Origin of the sequence: Ditibartonella choladocola, assembly GCF_002007565.1 — a bacterium.
Classification (GTDB): Bacteria; Pseudomonadota; Alphaproteobacteria; order Rhizobiales; family Rhizobiaceae; genus Bartonella; species Bartonella choladocola.
Genome location: NZ_CP015625.1, coordinates 1660940 through 1684385, shown reverse-complemented (window position 1 = coordinate 1684385; position 23446 = coordinate 1660940). Strand labels below are relative to the sequence as shown.

The 23446-nt window shown below is 46.2% G+C and carries 18 protein-coding genes and 1 tRNA gene; 9 read left to right on the top strand and 10 right to left on the bottom strand.

What is annotated here, in order from left to right; all coding sequences use genetic code 11:
* The first annotated feature begins 7 nt into the window (after window positions 1–7).
* Together BBC0122_RS12790 and BBC0122_RS07530 are read left to right on the top strand one after the other, a co-directional pair.
* Window positions 8–268, top strand: coding sequence for a hypothetical protein (locus BBC0122_RS12790; RefSeq protein WP_149866651.1), 261 nt, complete (start codon window positions 8–10; stop codon window positions 266–268).
* The gene (locus BBC0122_RS07530; RefSeq protein WP_077992628.1) at window positions 211–1026 is read left to right on the top strand and encodes a dihydroneopterin aldolase; all 816 of its coding nucleotides are present in this window, start codon (window positions 211–213) and stop codon (window positions 1024–1026) included. Before BBC0122_RS12790 ends, BBC0122_RS07530 begins: the two co-directional genes overlap by 58 nt.
* Window positions 1027–1070: 44 nt before the next feature.
* On the opposite strand, the gene BBC0122_RS07525 is transcribed toward BBC0122_RS07530, so the two are convergent.
* From BBC0122_RS07525 to secD, 3 genes are all read right to left on the bottom strand, one after another.
* Window positions 1071–2036, bottom strand: a complete 966-nt coding sequence (locus BBC0122_RS07525; RefSeq protein ID WP_077992627.1) for a lysylphosphatidylglycerol synthase transmembrane domain-containing protein — start codon at window positions 2034–2036, stop codon at window positions 1071–1073.
* Complete coding sequence (locus BBC0122_RS07520; RefSeq protein WP_077992625.1) at window positions 2033–3805, bottom strand: cation:proton antiporter domain-containing protein; 1773 nt, start codon at window positions 3803–3805, stop codon at window positions 2033–2035. The genes BBC0122_RS07525 and BBC0122_RS07520 overlap by 4 nt, the downstream gene beginning before the upstream one ends.
* A gap of 204 nt (window positions 3806–4009) precedes the next feature.
* A complete protein-coding gene (gene secD / locus BBC0122_RS07515; protein WP_077994584.1) occupies window positions 4010–6559 on the bottom strand; it encodes a protein translocase subunit SecD in 2550 nt (849 codons plus the stop codon).
* Between the two features lie 702 nt (window positions 6560–7261).
* Between secD and BBC0122_RS07505 the strand changes: the two genes are divergently transcribed.
* Together BBC0122_RS07505 and BBC0122_RS07500 are read left to right on the top strand one after the other, a co-directional pair.
* On the top strand, window positions 7262–9631 hold the full coding sequence (locus BBC0122_RS07505) for a mechanosensitive ion channel family protein (protein ID WP_225868091.1): 2370 nt from the start codon (window positions 7262–7264) through the stop codon (window positions 9629–9631).
* A 2-nt stretch (window positions 9632–9633) separates the two neighbouring features.
* Window positions 9634–9900: a hypothetical protein gene (locus BBC0122_RS07500; protein ID WP_077992620.1), complete on the top strand. Its 267-nt coding sequence runs from the start codon at window positions 9634–9636 to the stop codon at window positions 9898–9900.
* Window positions 9901–10048: 148 nt separating this feature from the next.
* Here BBC0122_RS07500 and BBC0122_RS07495 read toward each other — a convergent pair.
* Window positions 10049–10135: transfer RNA gene (locus BBC0122_RS07495), tRNA-Leu, on the bottom strand.
* Between the two features lie 1132 nt (window positions 10136–11267).
* Between BBC0122_RS07495 and ilvA the strand changes: the two genes are divergently transcribed.
* The 5 genes from ilvA to BBC0122_RS07465 all read left to right on the top strand — a co-directional run bounded on the left by ilvA (window position 11268) and on the right by BBC0122_RS07465 (window position 17212).
* Window positions 11268–12536: a threonine ammonia-lyase IlvA gene (ilvA, locus tag BBC0122_RS07490; protein ID WP_077992619.1), complete on the top strand. Its 1269-nt coding sequence runs from the start codon at window positions 11268–11270 to the stop codon at window positions 12534–12536.
* Window positions 12537–12577: 41 nt separating this feature from the next.
* Window positions 12578–13108, top strand: coding sequence for a hypothetical protein (locus BBC0122_RS07485; protein WP_077992618.1), 531 nt, complete (start codon window positions 12578–12580; stop codon window positions 13106–13108).
* A 768-nt stretch (window positions 13109–13876) separates the two neighbouring features.
* A complete protein-coding gene (locus BBC0122_RS07475; protein ID WP_225868090.1) occupies window positions 13877–15427 on the top strand; it encodes a DEAD/DEAH box helicase in 1551 nt (516 codons plus the stop codon).
* A gap of 401 nt (window positions 15428–15828) precedes the next feature.
* Window positions 15829–16689 carry a 3-mercaptopyruvate sulfurtransferase gene (gene sseA / locus BBC0122_RS07470; RefSeq protein ID WP_077992616.1) on the top strand — a complete coding sequence of 287 codons (861 nt, stop codon included), beginning with the start codon at window positions 15829–15831 and terminating at the stop codon, window positions 16687–16689.
* A gap of 1 nt (window position 16690) precedes the next feature.
* Window positions 16691–17212, top strand: coding sequence for a GNAT family N-acetyltransferase (locus tag BBC0122_RS07465; RefSeq protein ID WP_077992612.1), 522 nt, complete (start codon window positions 16691–16693; stop codon window positions 17210–17212).
* 364 nt (window positions 17213–17576) lie between these two features.
* Here the strand turns inward: BBC0122_RS07465 and BBC0122_RS07460 are convergent, their stop codons facing one another.
* The 6 genes from BBC0122_RS07460 to pobA are packed head-to-tail and all read right to left on the bottom strand — an operon-like array spanning window position 17577 to window position 23304.
* Window positions 17577–18293: an ABC transporter ATP-binding protein gene (locus tag BBC0122_RS07460; protein WP_077992610.1), complete on the bottom strand. Its 717-nt coding sequence runs from the start codon at window positions 18291–18293 to the stop codon at window positions 17577–17579.
* Window positions 18290–19039, bottom strand: a complete 750-nt coding sequence (locus BBC0122_RS07455) for an ABC transporter ATP-binding protein (RefSeq protein ID WP_077992609.1) — start codon at window positions 19037–19039, stop codon at window positions 18290–18292. The genes BBC0122_RS07460 and BBC0122_RS07455 overlap by 4 nt, the downstream gene beginning before the upstream one ends.
* The gene (locus BBC0122_RS07450) at window positions 19036–20025 is read right to left on the bottom strand and encodes a branched-chain amino acid ABC transporter permease (RefSeq protein WP_077992607.1); all 990 of its coding nucleotides are present in this window, start codon (window positions 20023–20025) and stop codon (window positions 19036–19038) included. The genes BBC0122_RS07455 and BBC0122_RS07450 overlap by 4 nt, the downstream gene beginning before the upstream one ends.
* The gene (locus tag BBC0122_RS07445) at window positions 20026–20889 is read right to left on the bottom strand and encodes a branched-chain amino acid ABC transporter permease (protein ID WP_077992605.1); all 864 of its coding nucleotides are present in this window, start codon (window positions 20887–20889) and stop codon (window positions 20026–20028) included.
* A 23-nt stretch (window positions 20890–20912) separates the two neighbouring features.
* Window positions 20913–22088, bottom strand: a complete 1176-nt coding sequence (locus tag BBC0122_RS07440) for an ABC transporter substrate-binding protein (RefSeq protein WP_077992604.1) — start codon at window positions 22086–22088, stop codon at window positions 20913–20915.
* 43 nt (window positions 22089–22131) lie between these two features.
* On the bottom strand, window positions 22132–23304 hold the full coding sequence (pobA, locus tag BBC0122_RS07435) for a 4-hydroxybenzoate 3-monooxygenase (protein ID WP_077992602.1): 1173 nt from the start codon (window positions 23302–23304) through the stop codon (window positions 22132–22134).
* Window positions 23305–23446 lie beyond the last annotated feature (142 nt).

The window sequence follows — 23446 nt, the reverse complement described above, 5'->3', positions numbered from 1 at the left end:
AAATGTGATGACTAAATTATTAGTCGCACTTGAAGATCAGGATGATGCGCGGATTGCTTATAGCGTCCGCGCAGATGTCGTTTTGTTATCCGGCTCATTGCAAAAAATGCAAAAGCTATGTTCGGCAATCACGAACATGAACGGATATTCGCCGCAAATCTGGTTGCGCGCTTCTGATCCAAACATATTGACTTCCAAATTGATGGAAAAATGCGGTGCCAAGCGGATTGTGGTTGCGCCCCCCCGGAAGAACTTCCGGCTTTTGTAAAAGCGCTTGCAAGCCGGTGCGATGGATACCCGCTTGTTGCATTGATCGAGGCTGAAAATTCACCAGATAATTCGCTTGTTTCCATTATTGCGGCATTGGGTTTTTGTGGAATTTTGCTGCAACCGAAAAAGGTTGAACAAACGATTTTAAGTCAGATAAAAGTGGAGAATATCGGGAATTTCATGGCGAAAGCCCGTGCCTCCAATCTGCAAGCGGGCGTTCTCGGTATGATCGAAGCACCCGATATTCCGCGTTTATTGCCTTATTCGCCTGATTGGTTGGGATTTATTGTCAAACATCCGGTCAAATCCGGACAGTTCGGCGATAGTGCCACCAATTCATTGGTGCGTGCGCTTTTGCCGGTCGATAGCGAGCAAGACCATATTGTTGAAAATAGCGGACTTGGAACCGATCGTATTATCGTTGAGGATTTTATTCTACCGATAGAAATCGGAGCCTATAAACGCGAATACGGGCATAAGCAAAAGGTCCGTTTCAATGTCAAGGCAGATGTAGAGCGCTTGTCTTCCAATCCGGAAGATATGCGGCATATCTTTTCTTATGACCTTATCCTTGATGGTATCAAGAATCTCGTTTCACTTGGTCACGTCGAACTGGTTGAAACATTGGCAGAACGTATTGCAGCACTTATCCTTGCTTATCCCAGAGTTCAAAGGGTCATTGTGCGTGTCGACAAACTCGAACTCGGCCCGACTGCGGTTGGTGTGGAAATCGAACGACACAAGACAAAAATCTGAATTTGTTTTTTTGTCTTTTTGCTTTATCGCGCCGCGTTTGGCGTTCAGCTTTTTGGAGAGATATTGTTTCCGTTCGTATTGCGTTGGCGATATTGGCTGATTTCAAATGCGGCAACAAAAAACAGCGAAATAACAAGCGGTATGATGAGATAGAGCAGGCGGAACACAATCAAAGCGGAAATAACGTCGGCGGGATTCATATTCGGCATTCCGGCCATAAATAAAGCTTCAAGCACACCGACGCCGCCAGCAGGAGCATTTGACAAAAGTGTGACTGTAAAAGACGCCAGAAACACGCCCAACACAGCTATAAAACCGGGGTTTCCAACGTCGGGCAGGGTTGCATAGATGACACCTGCCGCGCCAATCAATTCCAACGGGCCAATGATTAACTGTTGTATAACAATGCTGAAATGTGGATAGGAAATCTGGAATGATTTGCCGATTTTTAACGGCCGCAATTGCAAAAGGCTTCCCAATATATAAAGGGCGACAAATGTTAGCATTCCTACGCCGATAGTCACTGCAAGCCATGACGGGATACCTTCATGTACGAGGGTGATGAGATCGGGTCGTATAACGAGTACCAGTCCGGAAAGAAGAATGGTTCCCAGAGCAAATGTGAACGAACAAAACGCAACCAGCACGGCAATTTCCACCCCGCTTAGCCCCTTCTTGCTGTAAGCACGATAACGAACCACAGCACCGGAAAAGACCGATGCTCCGATATTGTGGGAAAGCGCATAGGTGGTAAACGAACAAATGGCTATATAATGGAGGGGTATTTTTTTGCCCAAATGTTGCAATGCAATGCGGTCGTAACCGGCAAGAGCAGCATAGGCAAGCAATGCAAAAAATGCCGCGAGTACCCAGTGATGCGGACTTAACGCCCCCAGTCTGCTGGTAATATCATTAAAGGAAATCGCAGATAACTTGTGGTAAAGAATATAGATGGAAACCACCATTGCTATGATGCCGATAACGGGCCAAATATATTTCTTCAGTTTCATGCGTTTCCACTCGTATTTTCCGGCTTCTCCACGGTCGTTTTCGGTGAAGTCCGGTCACCCTCAGGTACATTTGTGTTATCTTCTCGATAACTCAAATGTTTTAACATACCTTTAGCGATTTCTTCGTCATCCGTCACTATGGTATTCGCACCCATCTCTTTTAGATAGGCTGTTTCCATCTCCGTTACAGCATGGGCAATAATGGTTATTCCGGCGTTCAGTTTACGCGTTTCTGCGACAATTTGTGCCGCATCAATTGCACTTTTTGTCGATATAACCAATTGAAATGCTCCGGCTATATTTGCTGCTTCAAGGATGTCGGCATTGGTGGCATTGCCCAAAATCGCCTCGTTATTTTGATCTTTGGCGCTTTTTAAGGTCTGCACATTATTATCTATAACGACAAAAGGCACTTCGTGGCGGTCAAGTGCGGCAGCGATTTTTTCGCCAATGTCACCGAAGCCCACAAGAATTGTGTGGCCGGATTTTGACGTTTTTACCAGACCGTTTTCATCCGTCCCGCCAATATTGATAACCGTGGTTTCGCCATTTTTTGTCTCAAGACGGGAACGAATTTTATCGGCTGCAAAACAGACAAGCGGGTTAAAAAGAATGGAAAGGATTGCCCCGCCCACAACAAGATCGCGCGCCTCGTCATTGATGATTCCCAATGCTGTTCCAAGGCCTGCAAGAATAAAAGAAAACTCGCCTATCTGGGCAAGGCCGGCACCGATTGTCAGCGCAGTTGCATAAGGACGATGAAAAAGACGAACAATTCCGTATGCCGCAAGGGATTTGCCACCGATAATGATGATGAGGGTAACAAGAAGGGGAAAAAACGCTGTCAGTAATTTTGACGGGTCGAAAAGCATACCAACGGACACGAAAAACAGAACAGCAAAAGCATCACGTAAAGGCAATGTATCTTCGGTTGCTCTCTGGCTAAGCTCGGAGCCGCTCATAATCATGCCAGCAAAGAACGCTCCAAGAGCGATGGAAACACCGAAAAGATGTGCCGAAAAAAATGCGACACCCAAAGCAATTGCAAGAACACTCAAACGAAACAGTTCTCTGGAACCGGATTGGGCAGAAATTTTCAACAACCAGGGAATAACACGCTTGCCGATGATGATCGTGAAAATGACGAATAGGACAACCTTTGCAACCGTTAAAAGAATTGTTCCGAAAAGTCCCAATTGGAACCATTGGGCAAGCGGGTCGACTTCGGCCACCGCTGTTCCGCCCAGAGATGGCGAAAGTGCGGGAATAAGCACCAGCGCAAGAACCATGGCCAGATCTTCAACAATAAGCCAGCCTACAGCAATTCGCCCGCGCTCTGTTTCAACGAGATTGCGTTCCTGTAAAGAGCGCAGCAGAACGACCGTGCTTGCAGTGGAAAGTGCAAGACCGAAGACAATGCCGCCACCTAAGCCCCATCCCATGACAAGCCCGAAACAAAGTCCCAATAATGTGGCAACAGCCATTTGGAAAATGGCACCGGGAATTGCTATTGCTTTAACAGAAAGAAGATCCTTGACGGAAAAGTGCAGCCCGACACCGAACATCAGCAGAATGATGCCGATTTCGGCGAGCTGGTTAATGAGATGCGAATCAACGCGAAATCCGGCCGTATGCGGGCCGACAATGACACCTGCCAGAAGGTAGCCGACAAGCGGCGAGACTCGTAAACGATTGGCTAGAAGACCAAACAGGAATGCAAGACAGAGTCCCACGACGATTGTTGTCACCAATGGTGTATCCTGTATCATCTCCGGCTGGAATTCCCTCCCTGATCTTCAAGACGTGTTTCTTTAACAAGATTCCCGCTTAAAGACCATTTATGGTAAGCTTGTGACATATAATTGCGATTATTCGAGCTTACCCGCATTTATTGAAATGCCGGTGTGGACAGACTGTAGCACACCGGCTTCATGTTTTTTTCGTGTCTTTTTATTTTACTCTGCCTTCTTTTTTTAATTTGCCTTGACTTGTGACCTTTGTGGCTTGTCTTCAATAAGATCACGCCCCTCATGGTGATGATGCCACCAATTGCCAAGGAATAGCAGAATTGGCGCAGCGATGAAAATTGAAGACGATGTGGCAATAACAACACCGACCACCATTGGAATAGCAAAATTATGCACAGCACTGCCACCCCAGATAGCCATTGGCAACATGGCAAGAACGGTTGTAGTCGAGGTAAAGATACAACGGATGAGCACCTGATTGATAGACATGTCCACCAATTGTCTTAGCGCCATCTTTTTATAAAGCCGCATGTTTTCGCGCATACGGTCATAAACCACCACTTTATCGTTGACAGAATAGCCGACAATCGTGAGAAGTGCGGCAATTGCAGTCAAATTGAAATCAAGCTGGAATAGCGCAAAGAAGCCGACCATTTTTGTGGTGTCGAGAACAATGGTGACAATGGCACCGATAGCGAAGAACCATTCAAAACGCCACCAGATATAAAACATCATGGCAATTGCAGCAAGGACAACTGCGGTAAAACCGGCCGTTGCAAGTTCGCCCGACACTTTCGGCCCGACAACTTCGATCTGGTCAAAAGTGACATCCGGATAAATTGTTTTGACGGCTGTTTTCAATTTTTCAATGGCGGCTGTTTGCTGAGCTTCACCGCCATCCTGCTGCTGCACTCTGATGAGCACTGTGTTCTGGTTGGAAACATTCTGCAAGGCAATTTCACCAAGCCCCAATTGCCCTAAAGTTGAACGTAAAGTAGCAAGATCAGCTGGTGCTTTTGTGGTAATTGCCATCTGGCTGCCACCCATAAAATCAATACCGAAATTCAAGCCCGGCTTGAAGAACAGCACAACCGATGCAATCGACAGGAAAATGGAAACACCAATGCCGATGAAACGGGCATTCATGAAATGGAAATTGGTGTGCTGGGGAATGAACTTGAAAAATGAATGGATGTGCAAGTTGGTAATTTTCCATTCACGCACAACCCACGACATGATGATGCGAACGATTGTGACATCGGTAAACAAAGAAATAACAATACCGAGAAGCATTGTAACCGCAAAACCGCGTATCTGACCGGTGCCGAACCACAACAGCAAAATTGTGGCGATAGCTGCCGTCACATTCGCGTCGATAATGGTTGAAAACGCATGTTTGAAGCCACGGTCAAGAGCGGCCATAGCCCCCATGCCTTTTTCGCTTTCTTCACGAATACGTTCATTGATAAGAATATTCGCGTCGACGGCAATGCCTATGCCCAGAATAATACCGGCAATTCCCGGAAGCGTAAGCGTTGCACCAATCAGGCTTAATGCCGCAAATGTCAGCACGGTATGGAGGGCGAGTGCGATGTCGGCGATAATGCCCCAAAGTCCATAAAGCAGGAAGATGAAGAGTGCCACGAGGAAGAAACCGGCAATACCTGTATAAAGCCCCATTTTGATCGCATCGGCACCAAGATCAGGACCGACAGTGCGTTCTTCGATCACTGTCAAAGGAGCAGGCAATGCACCCGCACGCAATAACGCGGCGAGGGTAGATGCTTCTTTAGGCGTAAAATTGCCGGTAATTTGCCCGCTACCACCGGGAATGACACCTTGAATGGTCGGTGCAGTCAGAACTTTATTGTCGAGTACAATGGCAAAGGGCTTCCCGATATTCTGGCGGGTTATTTCGGCGAAAGCCTTTGCACCGATTGTGTTGAGCTTGAAAGAAATAAGCGATTTGCCAGGAATTTGAGGATCAAAACCGGCCGAAGCATCGGTTAACACACTACCATCAAGCGAGACTTGATCGTAAATCGGAAAGCGCTGATTTTCGTCGGTATAACCGGGCAATATCGAAACGCCGACAGGCGGATTGTTCATATCGACATTGGTGGGAACAAGGTGGAATGTCATTTTCGCCGTCGTTCCAAGAAGATCACGCAATTGCTTCGGATCCTGTAAACCGGGCAGTTGAACCTCTATACGGTCGAGTCCGACTTTTTGGATACTCGGTTCGGCGACACCGACCTGATCGACACGCCGACGAATGATTTCAAGACTTTGGTCGACAGCATTGTTGACGCGGTATTTGATACCGGCTTCCGTTAGCGTGACGCGGATTGCGTCATTCTGCTCGCTTACATCAATGTCTGACGAAGATGCGCGGAAGGCTCCTGACGAAATCGGTGTTGCCAACTCTTTCAAGGTAGTCAGTGCGGTTTGGCGCTGTCCGGCATCCGGAATAACCGCTACGATCGAATCACCGATTATACGCACACTTGTTGACTGGATCTGCTTTTCGCGAAGTTTGCCGCGGACATTATCAAGAGCGGTTCTTAACTGGTCACGTTTGAGCGACTTTGCATCGACTTCCAGAACAAGCGAAGAGCCACCTCTTAAATCAAGTCCCAGAACAACTTTTGTCTGGCGCATAAAAGATGGTAAATATTCCAATTGCTTTTCAGTAAGCAGATTGGGTAACGCAACCAGAACCCCCAGTAGAAGAATGACAAAATACAAAGTTGTTAGCCAGCGTGATGTTCGCATAAAATCCATCCAATAATTGGCACCTGAAAAACATGTTCTATATTACGAATTGGTGCAGATAAGAACCATCTTTTTGAGTCTTTTAACAATTAGGCTGATAACACGTATTATTTCTCATGAAAATTTTTATCTTTCACTTATTTGCCATCGTTGGTGAGTGCAATGTGCCATTTAGACTACAAGTCTATCAAATAGACTACAGAGATAACGAATTTTGACAAGAATGCGAGTTATCAAAACGGCCGAATTTTTATCCGAAAAACGATTTCATCAACAAGAGATCGGTTATTGCCAAAAATAATTGGCAAAGTTTCTTGTGGCGAGAACAAGTAATTTCAAACAGAGGCCGGAAATGTTGCGGATAATTGCCGAACCGGACGCGGACAACAACGCTAAAACCCCTCCCGTCGCGCGAAAGCGGTGCTGATAAAATATACCGCTTGTCTTTCATAAAACGTCCGGACAACGAATATTGCTTGTCGCGAAAATTGAAAATTTTGCATAATGTTTGCATAGTGATTGAAATTCCCGCACGGTTTTAATGTTGCAAACGAAACGGCTTTCATTTGTCATAGTTTTGTATAAATCGTATAGGAAATAATAAACAACGGTTGAGTAGCTCGACACATATCTGCAAATTGCCTTTTTTGTGTCGAAACCTATATGCGCGATTCGTCAGTTTTCTAAAGAATGGGCAGTTCATTGAATTTTAAAGTTCTCATACGCAAGTTCTATTTTGTTTGTGCCGTGGCATTCTGGTTGCCTGTGCTGACGCTACCGGGCTTATCGGTTATTGGCGATGCTGCTGATGCGCAAACACCGGCAACGACAGATAATGTCGTTTTAAGTCCTGCAGACCTTGTCAAGCAACAACAAGCGGTGGTGAACGGTTATAAGGACCAGTTAAAGGAACTGTTGAAGAACTATGATGCAGGGCAGGATGACGATTCCTCATTGGCCGACATACGCAATAAGGCTCAGGATCTTACTGGAAAAATTGTCAACACTGCACTGCTCTTTCGTTCACCTTTAAACGATATCAATTTGCGTCTGGATCAGTTGGGCGAACCTCAGGACGGGGTGACAGAAGCAAAAACCGTTACGGATGAAAGAAACAACCTCCGCCAACTGAAAGTCAAAATCAATACATTGGTCGGACAGCTTGAGGATTGTTCGATTGATTCCAACCGTCTGACCGAACGGGCTATCGCCCAGTCGAGAGAGCTTTTTGCCAGAACATTGACCCATAGAGTGGAGTTTTCTTCACCGCTTGGAACGCAAATTGCCCAATCCGCCAAAGATGCGGGTGTCGACTTTTTCTCGCTCATCTTTTCATGGTGGCAATTTGTTTATCAATTCAAACTGTTAGCGCTATGTGTTAGCATTTTGATTCCGCTTTTTATTGCTTTTGTTCTCGCAATTTCCACACATAAATTGATCGGCCGCGTGAAACATCAAGCGACGAAAGAGGAAGAGGACACATCCTATTTAAAACGTTTGTCTTTTGCATTTGTCGCGATACTCGTCCCGACAATGATTTGCGCAATTTTTGTCATCCTCATTCTGATCTTTTTCCATTATCTTGGCATAAGTTGGCCCGATCTTGATCCGGTTTTCTATTCTGCAGCCGAAGTCGTCATGTTGGTGTTTTTCATCGCACGCATGTCGTTTGTCATTCTTTCCCCGAAGCTGCCCGAATTACGCCTGATGAATATCGCCCCCAAACCGGCGCGTTTGTTAATTATATTGTTGACATTATTGGCACTGGTTATGGCGCTCGATTATTTCATGAATGCTGTTTATCGGGCTGTTTCCGCGCCGCTTTCACTTGCTATTGCCAAGAGCTTTATTTCAGTTATCCTCGTTGGCATTATCATTCTGGCCATATCGTTTGTGCGGGCACGAACCAATCCCGATGATGACCTGAAAGTAACGCACTGGCCGCTTTACATTCGCATTCCGCTTATCATTGTAGGGCTGATACCTATTTTGACTGCACTTGCCGGTTATGTGGGTATGGCGCGGTTTATTTCCCAACAAATTGTCGTTAGCGGTGCTTTCCTCGTTCTCATGTATCTGGGCATCCAGACCGCGCGTGCAACGGCGGAAGAAGGTGCGTTTGCAAAAACATTTATTGGACGCCGTCTCGTTCAACGTTTTAACATTGATGACAGCACAATGGATCAACTCGGTCTGGTTGCCGGTATCCTTCTCAACATCATTGTCATTGTCGTCTGCGTGCCGCCCATTATTATGCAATTGGGCTTTTCCGCTTCAGATATTTTTTCAGCCTTCGTCCATATCATGACCGGCTTCGAGATCGGAAACGTTTCCATTTCGCTCGTTGGCATTTCTATCGGCATCATTTTCTTCCTGATAAGCTGGTTTTTAATCCGCTGGTTTATCGGCTGGCTTGATGGAACGGTTCTCGCCCGCGGAAAAGTAGATTCGGGTGTGAGAAATTCCATTCGCACTGTTGTCGGTTATGGAGGGATTGCACTTTCGGCTTTAATCGGCCTGTCGGCGGCGGGTTTCAACCTGAGCAGTCTGGCATTGATCGCCGGTGGTCTTTCACTTGGTATCGGCTTCGGACTTCAAAACATTGTCCAGAATTTTGTTTCAGGCCTTATCCTTCTGGCCGAACGCCCGTTCAAAGTCGGCGATTATGTCGAAACCGGTACAATTGTGGGAATTGTCAAACGTATCAGCGTTCGGGCGACAGAAGTTGAAACATTGAAGCGGCAAACCATAATCGTGCCGAATTCAAGTCTCATAAACAATAATGTCGGCAACTGGACACATCGCAATAAAATCGGTCGTGTTGATGTTACCTTTACTGTTCCTGCCATGTCGGATCCTGAACACATTGTTGAAGTATTGATGGATGTTGCCAATGCAACCGACGGAGTTTTGAAAAACCCTGGTCCATGGGTGAGCTTTTCAAGTTTCGATAGCAATAATTTCAACTTTACTTTGGCAATTTATGTGCCTGATATAACGTCGACAATCGGCGTTACAAACAAGGTTCGCTTTCAGGCCTATAAACGGTTTTCCGACGAGGGGATTACGTGACTATGAAAAAATGTTTGCTTGCAATCATTGCTTTTGCCTCTTTCGCGTCGCATGAAGGTTTGGCGGCAACGATAAAAAATACAGATCAGAAAACACAATCTCTGGTGGTTGCCGAAGGAAGTTCGCGACGCGATGTTTCATTGAAAGCCGATCAGACAGTTGATATTTGTCCGAAAGGATGTTTTGTGACCTTTCCGAATGGTGACAGGTTTGCGATCAAGGCAACGGATACGATTGAAATCAACGGAAGCCGGGCAAGTTTCAAATAACCTGTTCGGAGTTTCAAGCTAATAGTTTTGTAAATAGCTGTCATACTGTTTCCACCGGTATAAGCGGTATTTTTCGCGAAATAAAATCGTGCAATAAAACCCGCAAAGCGATGTTCTAAACAATAGGAGCATAAGAACTTCAGGATAATGGTGCGGACGGCGGGACTTGAACCCGCATGATCTAAAGATCGAGGGATTTTAAGTCCCTAGCGTATACCAATTTCGCCACGTCCGCAGCACTTGCCCTTATAGGGAACGAATATTAAAAAGTGAAGCCATAATTTTTATTAAAATCCGCTCATTCATGATAGCCACAACATTTTTCGTGCTAGCGCGATCATGCAATATTTTTTGTCTTCCGATCAAAAAAAGCATAAGACATGTTTATAATGTTTTATTCCTTTTACTAAAGGTGATCGCTCGCAATAAATCCTGATAAACAATAAATCCCGATAATATGTTTTATTAATAAAGGCGACAAATGACGGGGATGTTGAATTGCTCTTCTTTCCGCTATCCGGCGTGAGCAAAGCGCTTTTATGAATGCGAGCTTCTTCATCAAGGAACTGGAAAACAACGTCATACAAGACCACTATTCCAAAGTTATTCAGGCAAAGCCGCAAGCAATCGGAAATATTTATGCGGAATAATTGGGCAAAATAAAATGACGGGACAAATTCCCGTTCAATATTTTATCGGAAACATATTTTTGGGGGAATGAAAGGGTGCATCATTCCAAAATGATTCCGTCTGACGGGAAAAGCTCGAAAGATCGTTCAAAATAATAAATCGGTTATTTGATAAAGGTTTAACAATACAAGATAAGATTAACGCAATTTCCATGACATTTCGCGAAACTTTGCTGATCTTGACCGGATTTTCCGAATTTATCAGGAGCACAGTTTACGTGTGTATAATTTTGAAAAAACACGTCATTTGGTACAAAATATCAAAATTGTTTTTCTTAAAAAAAGGGGGGGGCGGCTTGTTGAAAGTGTTAGAGCAAAGTTAAAATAGCTTGGGCTTTGCTCAGGCATAGAGAGTCATTAATCTGATAAATGCGATCATATGAATTGTGACTTGGAACAAGCCGGTTTTATGAGTTTTTGACGGTCGGGAAAAAAGCCATTCATGATCGCAGCCGCTCGTCACCGTTTATTTTCGACTTTGTTAAATGTCGCGGACGTTTTTATTGCGCCAATTTCAAACAGCGGGTTTCTGTTTTACGATAAACAATTTGTGTCTCCGGCCTATTGGACCGCGAATTTTTGTTGAATATAATTGTGTTTGTTCTAATCTGGCGCAATCGGCTTTTGGAGACAAATAAAGCCGGCTCGAATTATATGGAATAGAAAGCATTTTATATCATGAGTGAATTTGTTCAGGACGTGGCAAAAGCTGCGAAAGCTTTGCGCAGTCTTTTTGATGAGACCCCGCTTCAGCGGAACGAGTATCTAAGCCAAAAATATGATGCAGAAATTTACCTCAAGCGTGAGGATCTGACACCGGTTCGTTCCTATAAAATTCGTGGTGCTTTCAATTTCATTTCGCAAATGCTCGATAAGGTCGCACCGGAAGCAGCTTTTGTTTGCGCTTCTGCCGGCAATCACGCTCAAGGTTTGGCTTTTGCCTGCCACCATTTCAAACGCAAGGGCGTCATCTTTATGCCGGTGACAACCCCCCAACAGAAGATTGATAAAACACGCACATTCGGTGGCGAATTTATTGAAATTCGCATGATTGGTGATACCTTCGATCAATGTTATGCAGCCGCACGAGCTTTTGTTGCAGAAGGGGGCGGGGTTATGGCACCGCCTTTTGATGATATGCGGATTGTAACCGGACAAGCGACAGTCATGTATGAAGCTGCTAAACAATGGCAAGAGCTTGTCGGTGATGAAAAGCCGGATCTGGTCATTATTCCGGTCGGTGGTGGCGGGCTTGCCAGTGGTATCAGCCATTTCATCCATGAAAGCGGTTGGACAAAAACCCATATCCGTTTTGCAGAACCGGAAGGAGCAGCGAGCCTCTATACGAGCCTCAAAGAAGGTAAACGTGTCAAACTGGAAGATGTTGATACATTTGTCGATGGCGCGGCCGTTGCGCAGATCGGCGAACTGAACTTCAAGATGCTGAAGAAGTTTTCGCCTTATGATGTGTTGATCGTTCCGGAAAACCGTTTAAGTGCAACAATGATTGAAATGCTCAATGTAGAAGGCATTGTGCTTGAACCGGCTGGCGGTCTTTCAATTGATGCATTGAAGAGTATTTCTCCGCAGGATTTGAAGGGCAAAAAAATTCTGCTTATCGTTTCGGGTGGCAATTTCGATTTTGAACGTTTGCCGGAAGTGAAAGAACGCGCCTTACGCTATCAAGGATTGAAAAAATATTTTATTTTCCGTTTTCCGCAACGCCCTGGGGCATTGCGCGGTTTTCTTGACCAGTTGGGGCCGGATGATGATGTTGCGCGCTTTGAATATTTGAAAAAATCGGCGCGTAACTTCGGTTCTGTTCTCATTGCTATCGAAACCAAGCGGTTCGAGAACTTTGCTGTTCTTGAAACAAAGTTCAAAGAGCTTGGCTGGGCCTATCGTGATATTACCAATGACCGGGTGTTGTTTGATTATATCATCTAGTTGAAAGCGACAATTATATCGAATCTTGAAGGTTGTTTCCAATGAAGTTTGTTTCTTTACTGTTTCTTGGTTTTGCATTGTTTTTGTCAGGTGCGGGAATGTCCGGTGCAGCAGAACCCAATTCTATCCAGAAAGCCGAACTGGACGGCCTTGTTGCGGAAATCAATAATGCAGCACAACGGAAAGATTTGAACTTCATTGCCAATAATATGCCTGAACGCCTTTTCAAGGAGATGGCGCTCAGGCTGAAGACCGATGAACAAACGCTCAAGCAGAATTTTGTCAAACAACTGGATAGCCAGTTTTCTAATCTTTCGGCTGGCGGCTATCGTCTTGACGGGGAAAAAATAGAATACCGGCAGACTGCAACCGGCATTCCTTATGCGCTCATACCAACCCATATCGAAACAAAAGATACTATTGCCGAATATCCTACACTGGCAATTCTTGATAACACCAAATGGCATCTCATCTATGGTGGTCAGAAGACGGTACAAAATCCGGTATTTCTGGAAATTTATCCGGACTATCAGGACGTAAACATTCCGCAGGAAAAAATTACCCGTAAATAGGAATTTTTCGCGCCTATTTCAAAACGTTCAAGGCGGGCGTTCCTCGCGTGTTGGTCATAAGCCAACTTTTTAAAATCGCTATGATTATTGTCGTTGTCCGGTTCGCACTGCCGCCAAATACACTCAAAGTGGCGGCAAAGGCGACCGTGTTTGAAGAGCAAAAAGCCTTTATAAGGCTGCGGGCGAGTTCTATTTTCAATTCTTCGGCCATTGGATGCGCTTCAAGGTCAGCTCGACCTTCATCGGATTGACTGACTGAAACGCGGAAAACGTTTTATAAATCGGGCCGGTACCTGTTTGCGATAGGCAGCAAGCATAAATTGAACCCACTCCGTTTTCTGATAGCGAGCCAGCCCTTTAATGATATTTTTTGTTTCCGTCGATGAAGCCGTCGTAAGTCATGCAGGTCTATGCAGCTCTATGCAAGGCATACGGGCTTCACAGGTCGTACATGTCTTCACAAATTATACAGGGCATCATAAGGCGCGAAGAAAAATGGTTTAACATCACGGAAACCGGTTGCATTTCAGACCGTATTGAACGATAAGGTCGCTCGTGATGCTTGGGTTGGATTGCCAACTTTCTATTTAAGGGACTTTGTAGCATCATTCATCCCTGTTCGGGGTGTTCATTGGTCGCGCAAGTCGCTGCGAGGTTTATCCCCAAGCGTTTCGTCCTTGGTTTTGATTGTTCTGATTTTCCTGTTGCGCGGAAGTTTCGGATTTTACATAGCCTGCCTGTGAAAAGCTGGCAGGGAAAGATTTTATTTTGAAAACACAAAATTCAAATGCCTTCGAGGCATTGGGTGTATCGCCTGTTCTTGCCAAAAATTTGTTGAAAGCCGGTATGACCGAGCCGAAACCTATTCAGGAACAGGCCATTCCTTCCATGCTTGCAGATTGTGACCTGTTGGGCATCGCCCAGACCGGTTCTGGCAAGACTCTGGCTTTCGGCTTGCCGATTTTGACGAAGATTCTTGCGCTGGGCGACAAACGCCGCCCGAAAACCGCTCGTGCGTTGATCTTGGCTCCCACGCGTGAACTTGCTGTACAGATTGAAGAAGCCATTCACATGGTCGCCAAAGGTACACATCTTTCCACCGCTCTCATTCTTGGCGGTGTATCGAGAAATTCCCAGATCAGGCGCATGGCACAAGGCGTTGATGTTCTTATTGCAACGCCCGGCCGGCTTATGGATCTGGTGCGTGAAAAATGTGTCGATCTGTCGAAGACGGATTATCTCGTTCTGGATGAAGCTGACCGTATGTTGGATATGGGCTTTATCAAGGATGTGCGTGAAATCGCCAAGCTTGTCGCGAAAGGTCGTCAAACGGCACTATTTTCTGCGACAATGCCGAAAGAGATTGAAAAACTGGCAGAGACGCTTCTTCATGACCCCGTCCATGTAGAAGTCGCCCGACAGGGGACAACAGCGGCAGAAATCAATCAGGTTCTTCATAACGTCAGCCGGCGCGACAAGAAAGATGTTCTCAACAAACTTCTAACCAATCCGGCTTTAAGTTCGGTGATTGTGTTTACACGCACAAAGCACGGGGCAGATGCTGTGACAAGAAACCTTGCAAAAACCGGTTATTCTGTTGCTGCAATTCACGGAAACAAATCGCAAAATGCACGTCAAAAAGCATTAAAAGGTTTTCGTGATGGCACAGTGCGGGTACTTGTCGCGACCGATATTGCCGCGCGGGGCATTGATGTGCCCGGTATCAGCCATGTTATCAATTACGAACTGCCGGATGAAGCGGAAAGTTACGTACACAGGATTGGCCGAACCGGTCGTAACGGTGCTCATGGCGAAGCAATTACGCTTTACGATGAAGCGATCGAGAGTGCACGGCTGAAAGCGGTTGAACGTGTCATTCGTATGAAATTGCCGCGTGAAGATGTGCCGCCTCAATTCGGGCCTTTACCGGAAAAACCGCACAAAGACCATGGGCATAATGAACAGAACAGAGCCGATAATGCTGCCGACGGGCGTCGCGAAAACAACCGGACCCATCGGCGCAAGCGTGTTTTGCGGAAAACTGCCGACGAGACGCGTATGTTCGCAAATGATTTCGATAACGGGGCAGGCGACAAAGAAGCAACAAGCAGAGAAGAGAGCCACAAATCTTCCAAAAGAAGCCGTAAAAATTTCGGCAGCAGGAATAATGCCAAGCGCAATCGCGACTTTGATGGCGCAAAAACCGGATCGGAAAAGTCGGATACGCGAAATAACAAACCGGCAAGCCCGAAAAGGAAAAAAACAGCCAGCCGTAAAAAGCCGGTGAGACTGAGAAAATCGGTAAGACGTGCAGCATGAGTTTGTCACGCAATTGTTGCCAAAACAGCCGCGCAAAAAGCTGCTATTCTTAGCGTTTTAATCTGTTCAAAAAGAAGCCCGAAGGCAAATTATAGCCTTTCGGGCTTTTTCATTTTCCTGAAAAAGTGGCAAACATAATCAGGGAATTAATCGAGTTGAGTGGGCGAACGGAACAGAGTTTCCTTGTCAGCAATATAGGGGAACACGTTTTAATGAACGGAAAAAACGGCCTGTCGGTTTTCGCGACATATAAAAATTAAAAAAAGCTATTTTTAAAACATTGAATTTCGGGAGATAGAACTTGCATAGGAGAAGGAGTCCGCTACTATATTCAGGAGTTTTTGAAAATATCGCTTCATGCGATGATCGTTTTTTAATATCAGGGAAGATCGAATTTTATTATGACTGACCATAGTGAATTTATTGTTTCGGACGATTGGTTGAAAGCGCGCCTCGGCGAACCGAACCTTTCGGTTCTGGATGCATCATGGTACTTGCCTGCCGCCAAGCGTAACGCACGCGAAGAATACGAGAAGTCGCATATACCGGGAGCCGTATTTTTCGATCATGATAAAGTCTGTGACGAAACATCGGGTCTTCCCCACACGCTACCAAGTCCGCAGAATTTTGCAGGCTTCGCCAGTGCGATGGGCGTCAATGCCGATGACATCATTGTCGTCTATGACAGTATCGGCTTTTTCTCGGCACCGCGGGCATGGTGGATGTTTCGGGTTATGGGGGCAAAAAATGTCTATGTTCTCGACGGTGGCTTCAGCAAATGGAAAGAAAAGCACTATCCTGTCACAAGTGAACCGACACAGGTCAAGAAAACCGTTTTCAAAGTCGATTTTGATGCGAATAAAGTTGTGCTCATTGACGAGATGCGCCAGCTTGTTGACGGTAAAACCACGCAGATCGCCGACGCACGCAATCATAAAAGATTTTTGGGCGAAGAAGCCGAACCACGGCCGGGAATTCGTTCCGGTCATATGCCGGGCGCTCACAACATTCCTTTTGCGACTTTATCCGAAGATGGCAATTTCAAAGACTTGAGCAAGGTTAAAACAATTTTCAAGGATGCAGGCATTAACGTTGCCGCACCGGTTGTGACAACATGTGGTTCCGGTGTAACAGCAGCGGTATTGGCATTGGCTCTTGAGTCATTAGGTAACCATAATGTAAGGCTTTACGATGGGTCATGGAGTGAATGGGGGTCTAAAAAAGATACGCCGGTTGTTACAGGCAATGATGGGGATAAATAATATGCCACATTTTCTCAATGCGCGCGTCACACATCTGGAAATGCACGAGCGACCGAACATAACCGTGCCGTCGCCGCTCAATATGCAAATTGCAATCATGCGTGCCTATCATATGCCGGTTCATTTCTATCGTTATCTTTATGAACAAATTGGCAAGGCGCATCACTGGAATGTACGCCGCAAGATGACCGATGATGCGTTGCGCGAGCTTATACAGTCTGAAAATACCGTTATACATATTCTTTATGTCGATGGTTGTCCGGCAGGATTTGCAGAAACAAATCTGAAAGAATTGCCGAAATCCGCCGAAATAGTCTATTTCGGCCTTGTTCCGGATTATCAGGGTAGGGGGTTATCCTATTTCTTTTTCAATGAAATTTTGCATTCTGTGTGGGAAAAAAATCCTGACAAGGTCATTATACAAACCAATACGTTGGATAGCCCGCGAGCCTTGCAGCTTTACCAGAAATGCGGCTTCTCGCCGGTGAGCTATAATGATGTTATGATCGAACGTTGGGACTGAGCATCCGGATAGATGCGCCCGACTGTTATCACTCGGTTACAGCCTCTATGGTGATGCCGACAACAAAACGGATTCATCCTGTTACTGTAATTCTACACCAGCCGGTTTATTTCGCGATTTGCGGCCTGGAAACGGGCTTATAAAGGTTCACTGGTCGAATGATTATAGTAAGAGCGTGGATGCTTGTCCAAGATATTGATTTTTGGAATTATTTTTCATCAATTCCACGCTTTTTCTGCAATGGGTTCTTCTTACAGAGGCGAGAATCCTATTTCCCTTACGTAACACTGCATTCCAGAACTTATAACCACTGTTTTCTGAAACTCATAATCTCTGTTTTCCAAAACCGGCAGCGGTGGCAAAACTAGTGCAAACTTCCGACACCAAGCAATTGTTCGATAACATCATGTTGACCGGATAATTCAACAGGTGTGCCGGACCAGGCAATTCTTCCCCGTTCAAGAATGATTGCATGTTCGGCAAACTCTAATGCCGGTTCGATGCGTTGTTCGACGAGTAACACTGTCATGTCATGGGTTTTCCCCATTTGTGCAAAAGCGTGCATCAATTCTTCGCAGATGACGGGAGCCAAACCTTCCAACGGCTCGTCAAGGAGAAGAACTTTCGGCTGCCCCAGCATAGTGCGGGCGGTTGAAAGCATTTGTTGCTCTCCTCCGGAGAGTTGTCCGCCGAGGTTTTTCCGCCTTTCTTTCAGCCGCGGAAACATGGCGTAAGCTTCCTCGATTGCCGATACAGGACGTTTTTTCAAACCGGTCATGAGATTTTCTTCAACGGTCAGAGTTGGAAAAATATCTCGCGTTTGTGGAACATATCCAAGACCTGCCACGGCTCTTTCCGAGGTCGAAAAGCGTGTCACATCGGTGTCACCCAACATGATGCGCCCGCCCAGATAGCGTGTGAGGCCCGCGATTGAGGCAAATAACGTTGTTTTCCCCACGCCATTTCTTCCCAAAATGGCAAGACGGGAGCCTTTGTCCACGCTAAAGCTGACGTTTTCTATGACTTTCGTTGGCCCGTAACCGGCTTCAAGCTGCTCTATTTTTAACGATAATGCCGTCATTGCGCATAACTCCCCAAATAGGCAACGCGCACACGCGCATTGTTGACAACATCTTCCGGTGAACCGTCAAATATCACTGCACCTGCGGCAAGGACTATGACGCGGCTTGCAAATCTGAACACAAGATCCATGTCATGTTCGATCATGAGAACAGAAAGATCTTCCGGTAAACTGGCAAGAGCATCTTCAATGCGTCCGGTTTCACTTTGCGGTACACCGGCGGCCGGTTCATCCAACAGTAAAACTTTGGGGCGCAAAGCCAAAGCCAAAGCGATTTCAAGCAAGCGTTGTTGCCCATAGGCCAGATTGGCAACCTTTATCCTTGCGAGCGTTTGCAAGCCGAGCGTGGAAAGGATTTCATAGATTTCGTCCATAATATGGGACATGCGACGATAATTGCCAAATATATAGCGGGCTTTTCCTTCCACTTGTAATAATGCAAGCGCAATATGTTCTTCCGGAGTCATATCGCGGAACAAGCGGGTAATCTGGAAACTTCGCACCAGTCCTTTCCGTACGCGTGAAATTGCATTTACAGACGTGATATTTTCGTTGTCGAGAAAAACGCCGCCACTGTCAGGCCTGAGGTGACCGGTTACCAGATTGACGAAAGTTGTTTTGCCTGCACCATTGGGGCCAATCAATGCAACGCGATCGCCTTTAGCCAACCCCATTGAAACATTGTCCGTTACTGTCAAACCGCCAAAACTCTTTTTCAGGTTCGAGACCTCGAAAATCTTGCTCATTTTTCACTTCCCCTTATGCGGTTTAGCCATCGGGTGAAAAGTCCGAAAAGGCCTTTTGGTGCAAAAAGGACAACAACAATCAACAATATTCCGACAATCGACATCCAGTAAAACGGATTGATAGCGGAGATAATATTTTCAAACCAGAGGTAAGCAGCCGAACCAATGAGCGCACCATAGAGTGTTCCGGTTCCTCCGATAACAAGCATAACCAATGCTTCTGCCGACATTGTAAAGCTCAGACTGTCCAAACCGACCACCTCGGTGGAAATTGCGTTTAACGCTCCACCAATACCGGCAACGGCACCGGAGATGATAAACATAACCATTTCATTCGACCGGACAGACGCTCCCATGGCTTCGATGCGGACCGGGTCCTCTTTAATGCCGCGACACAACATACCGAAAGGCGACCGCACAATGAGGTTAAGCAAAACGAGAACCACAACCAGCAAAGTGGCGGCATAGAAGAATGCTGTCACACCCCACAAATCGAACTCGAACATACCGAAGAGGGGGCTTACCGTAATCCCCGAAAGGCCATCGCTGCCGCCTGTCCATGACGATGCTTTGTTGGCAAATTCGTGAAATAGGTGAACCACGGCAATAGAGAGAACCAATTGCGCCAGACCTTTCGCCCGAAGGATAATCATTGCAGAAAAAAATCCTGCTAGGGCACCTGCAAAGAGGCCTATGATTGTCATTAAAATCGGATCTGTTATGGAAAAGCGCACCGAAGCGATGCCGGCAGCATATGCACCGGCACCAAAAAGTGCGGCGTGGCCAAGTGTGGCTATTCCACAATAACCGGTTACCAGATCCAATGACAGGACGAGCAAAGCAATAGAGATAATCCGCGTGAAAAGTGCAAGATTATCGGGAAAGAAGAAATAAACCGCAGCGGTAACTAGCGCAATAACACCAATAGCCGATAGTATAGAACGGTCGCGGTTCGGGGCTGCTTGTAATATGGTTATATTCGACATTTATTTCATCCTGCCGGCTAGTCCGCGAGGAAACAGTGTAACAATGAAGATAACAGCAAAATAAAAGAAAAATTCACCGAATTCCGGCGCGATATATCGTCCGGTTGTGTCAATGACACCGAGTAACAGGCTGGAAAAAAGTGCGCCGGGAATGGAACCGGCACCGCCGATGGAAACAACCACCAGAAATACAACCATATAACGCATCGCATAATAGGGGTCGAGCGGAAGGAGTTCGGAACCGATGATTCCACCCATTGCAGCAAGGCCGATAGCAATGGCGAAGCTTACCGCATAAATGACTTGCGTTCTTATTCCCAGAACTTGAGCCATATTGGCGTTATCGACAGCAGCGCGTAATTTTATTCCGAAATTGGTTTTTTCGATGAGAAACCATAAGCCTGCCGCAACAACCATGCCGGTGACGATCAGAAACAGACGTTGTTTCGGCAATGCACGAAAACCGATGTCGACCGCTCCGGTTAGAAAATCGGGTAAGGGGATGGTCTTCAACGTCGGACCTGCGACATAATTTGTCACTCCGATGACAAGAAAGGTGATGCCGATTGTCATTAACACCTGTGTGAGTTCCGGCGCGCCATAAATTTTGCGATAGAGAAACCGTTCGGCGGGAATGGCAATAAGAATTGTCAGAACAATTGCAAGGATCATTGCAACAAAGTAATGGAGCCTCAGTTCGGTAACGCCGTAAGAGGCTAGGTATCCCCCGATCATGGCAAAAGCACCATGCGCGAGATTAACCACGCGCATGAGTCCGAGCGTGACAGAAAGCCCGATGGAAATAATAAAAAGAACTGTTCCATAGGCAAAAGCGTCAATCGCAATGCTCGCTAAAGTTTCCATAAGTTCCTCCCTCAAAAACGCGTTTAATCGGCGTTTTTCAAGCCCGGATCATCTTGATGTTCAAAGGTGCGGATTTCTTTATTATAATAGGTTCCGTCTTCCGCTTTCGTCACTTCCCGTAAATAGATGTTTTGTGTGATGTGGCGGGTTTTCGGGTCGATAGTCACCGGACCGCGGGGGCTCATCCAACTCATTCCTTTGACTGCTTCAACAGCTTTTTCCGCGTCTTTCTTGCCATTGGTCGCTTCAATCATTTTGTAAATGACATGTATCGCGTCATAAGCACCGACAGCTGTGAAATTCAGCTCTTCCGGTTTGCCGATCGCTTTTCTGGCGTGTTCGACAAAGGTCCGGTTTTCAGCAGAGTCATGTGATGTCGTGTAATGGAACGTTGTGAGTGTACCAACCGCGTTTTCTCCTAAAGCCGGTAAATCGGCATCCTGCACGAGATCGCCCGGAGCAAAAAACCGCATATTGGCTGCCTTTACGCCATTATCGACATATGACTTCATAAAACTCAAAGTTGTCGGGCCTGCCGGTAAAAACGTAAAAACGCCTTCTGCTCCTGAATCTTTTATGCGTTGCATAACCGGACTGAAGTCATTGGTTGTCAGAGGGACGCGAAGCGACTGAACGATTTTTCCACCTGCTTTTTCGTAGGCTTCTTTAAATGCGGTTTCAGCGTCGATACCGGGACCATAATCGGCAACCACTGTTGTTATTTTCTTCACCCCTTTGTCAAAGGCAACCTGTCCCAAGGGATATGAGACCTGCCATTGGGTGAAAGAAGTGCGCACAATATAGGGACTTTGTGTCATAATCGTCGAGGTGGCGGCGTTCATGATGACCAAAGGTACATTGCCCTGTTTCAATAAGGGTGTCACTGCCATAGCATTGGGTGTGAAGAAAAAGCCGCCAATATATTGGACTTTTTCTTTAACAATCAATTCCTGCGCCAGAGACTTCGATTGAGCGGGGTCGGTGAGCGGCAAATCGCGATAGACAAACTGGATTTCGTGGTCACCAATTTTGGAGCCATGGTCGGCAACATAAGTATCAATTCCGGCTTTAAAATTTTTCCCCTGCAACGCATAAGGGCCGGAAAAGGGGCCGATAATCCCGACCTTGATCGTATCGGCCGCCGCGCCGGATAATAAAAATCCGAAAAGAATGAGAAATGTGGTGATAAGTTTATTCATAATACCTCCCGAAATTATGATTCACCCGTTGATTTGCAGATTTTTAAAATGCCAGACCGGTATAGTTTTCGGCAAATACTTTTTGAGCCGATTGCGAAGAAACAAGATAATCGTATTCCGTACGCTGCATACGCTGGTCGAATGCACTATAATCGGGAAAGCGATGCAACATCATCGTTGTCGCCCAGGAAAAACGTTCGGCTTTCCAGATACGAGCCAAGGCTTTTTGTGAATAGTGATCGATTCCGGCAGTCGATTTTTCGGTATAAAATTCAATCAATGCATGGGAAAGATAACGCACATCGCTTGCTGCAAGGTTAAGCCCTTTGGCGCCTGTTGGCGGCACAATGTGGCCGGCATCACCAGCAAGAAACAGACGATCGAAGCGTAGAGGTTCGGCTACAAACGAGCGCAGCGGTGCGATGCTTTTTTCAAGACTGGGCCCTGTTTTCAATTTATCGGAGAGCGATTGGGGAATGCGGCGACGCAATTCGTCATAAAAGGCTTCATCTGTCCAATCTTCGACATGATCTGTCAGGGGAACCTGAATATAATAACGGCTTCTTGTCAACGAACGTTGCGAGCATAATGCGAAACCGCGCGGTGAATTCGAGTAGATAAGCTCGTCGTAAACCGGCGGTTGGTCGACCATAAGACCCAACCAGCCGAACGGGTAAACGCGCTCGTATTCTTTAACATATTGAGATACAGTACGCCGGCTTACGCCATGGAAACCGTCGCAACCGGCAATAAAATCACATTCGATAACGTGCTTCTTTCCACCTTTATGATAGCTGACGACAGCCTTATTGCCCTGATATTGGTCGATCGTGACATCTTCCGCTTCATAGATACTGGGCGCGCCCGATTCTTTGCGTTTGTCCATAAGATCGCGGGTTACTTCGGTTTGCCCATAAACCATGACCGAGCTTGAGACCAGCGATTTGAAATCTATTCTGTGGCTATGCCCGTCAAAGGCCAGCATAACCCCGTGATGGACAAGCCCTTCGCTTTCCATGCGCTTTCCTGCACCGGCTTCGTTGATGAGCTCGCGGGCACCATTTTCGAGAATACCGGCACGAATGCGGCCAAGAACATATTCGGGAGTTTTGCGTTCCAGAATAATCGTTTCAATCCCCTGATTGTGCAGAAGTTGTCCTAACAACAAACCTGCGGGGCCTGAACCGATGATTACGACTTGTGTTTTTTCCACCATTTTTCTCCTCCATTTTATGACTGGATCGTCATCTTCATAAAAAATATCAATGCACAATAAGAACAGCAGGGGGCGGGCAGAGGGTTAGCCGACAATCTCCGCTGCTATTTCTTTATTCGTTTGCGCGATTCCTCGGCGCGCC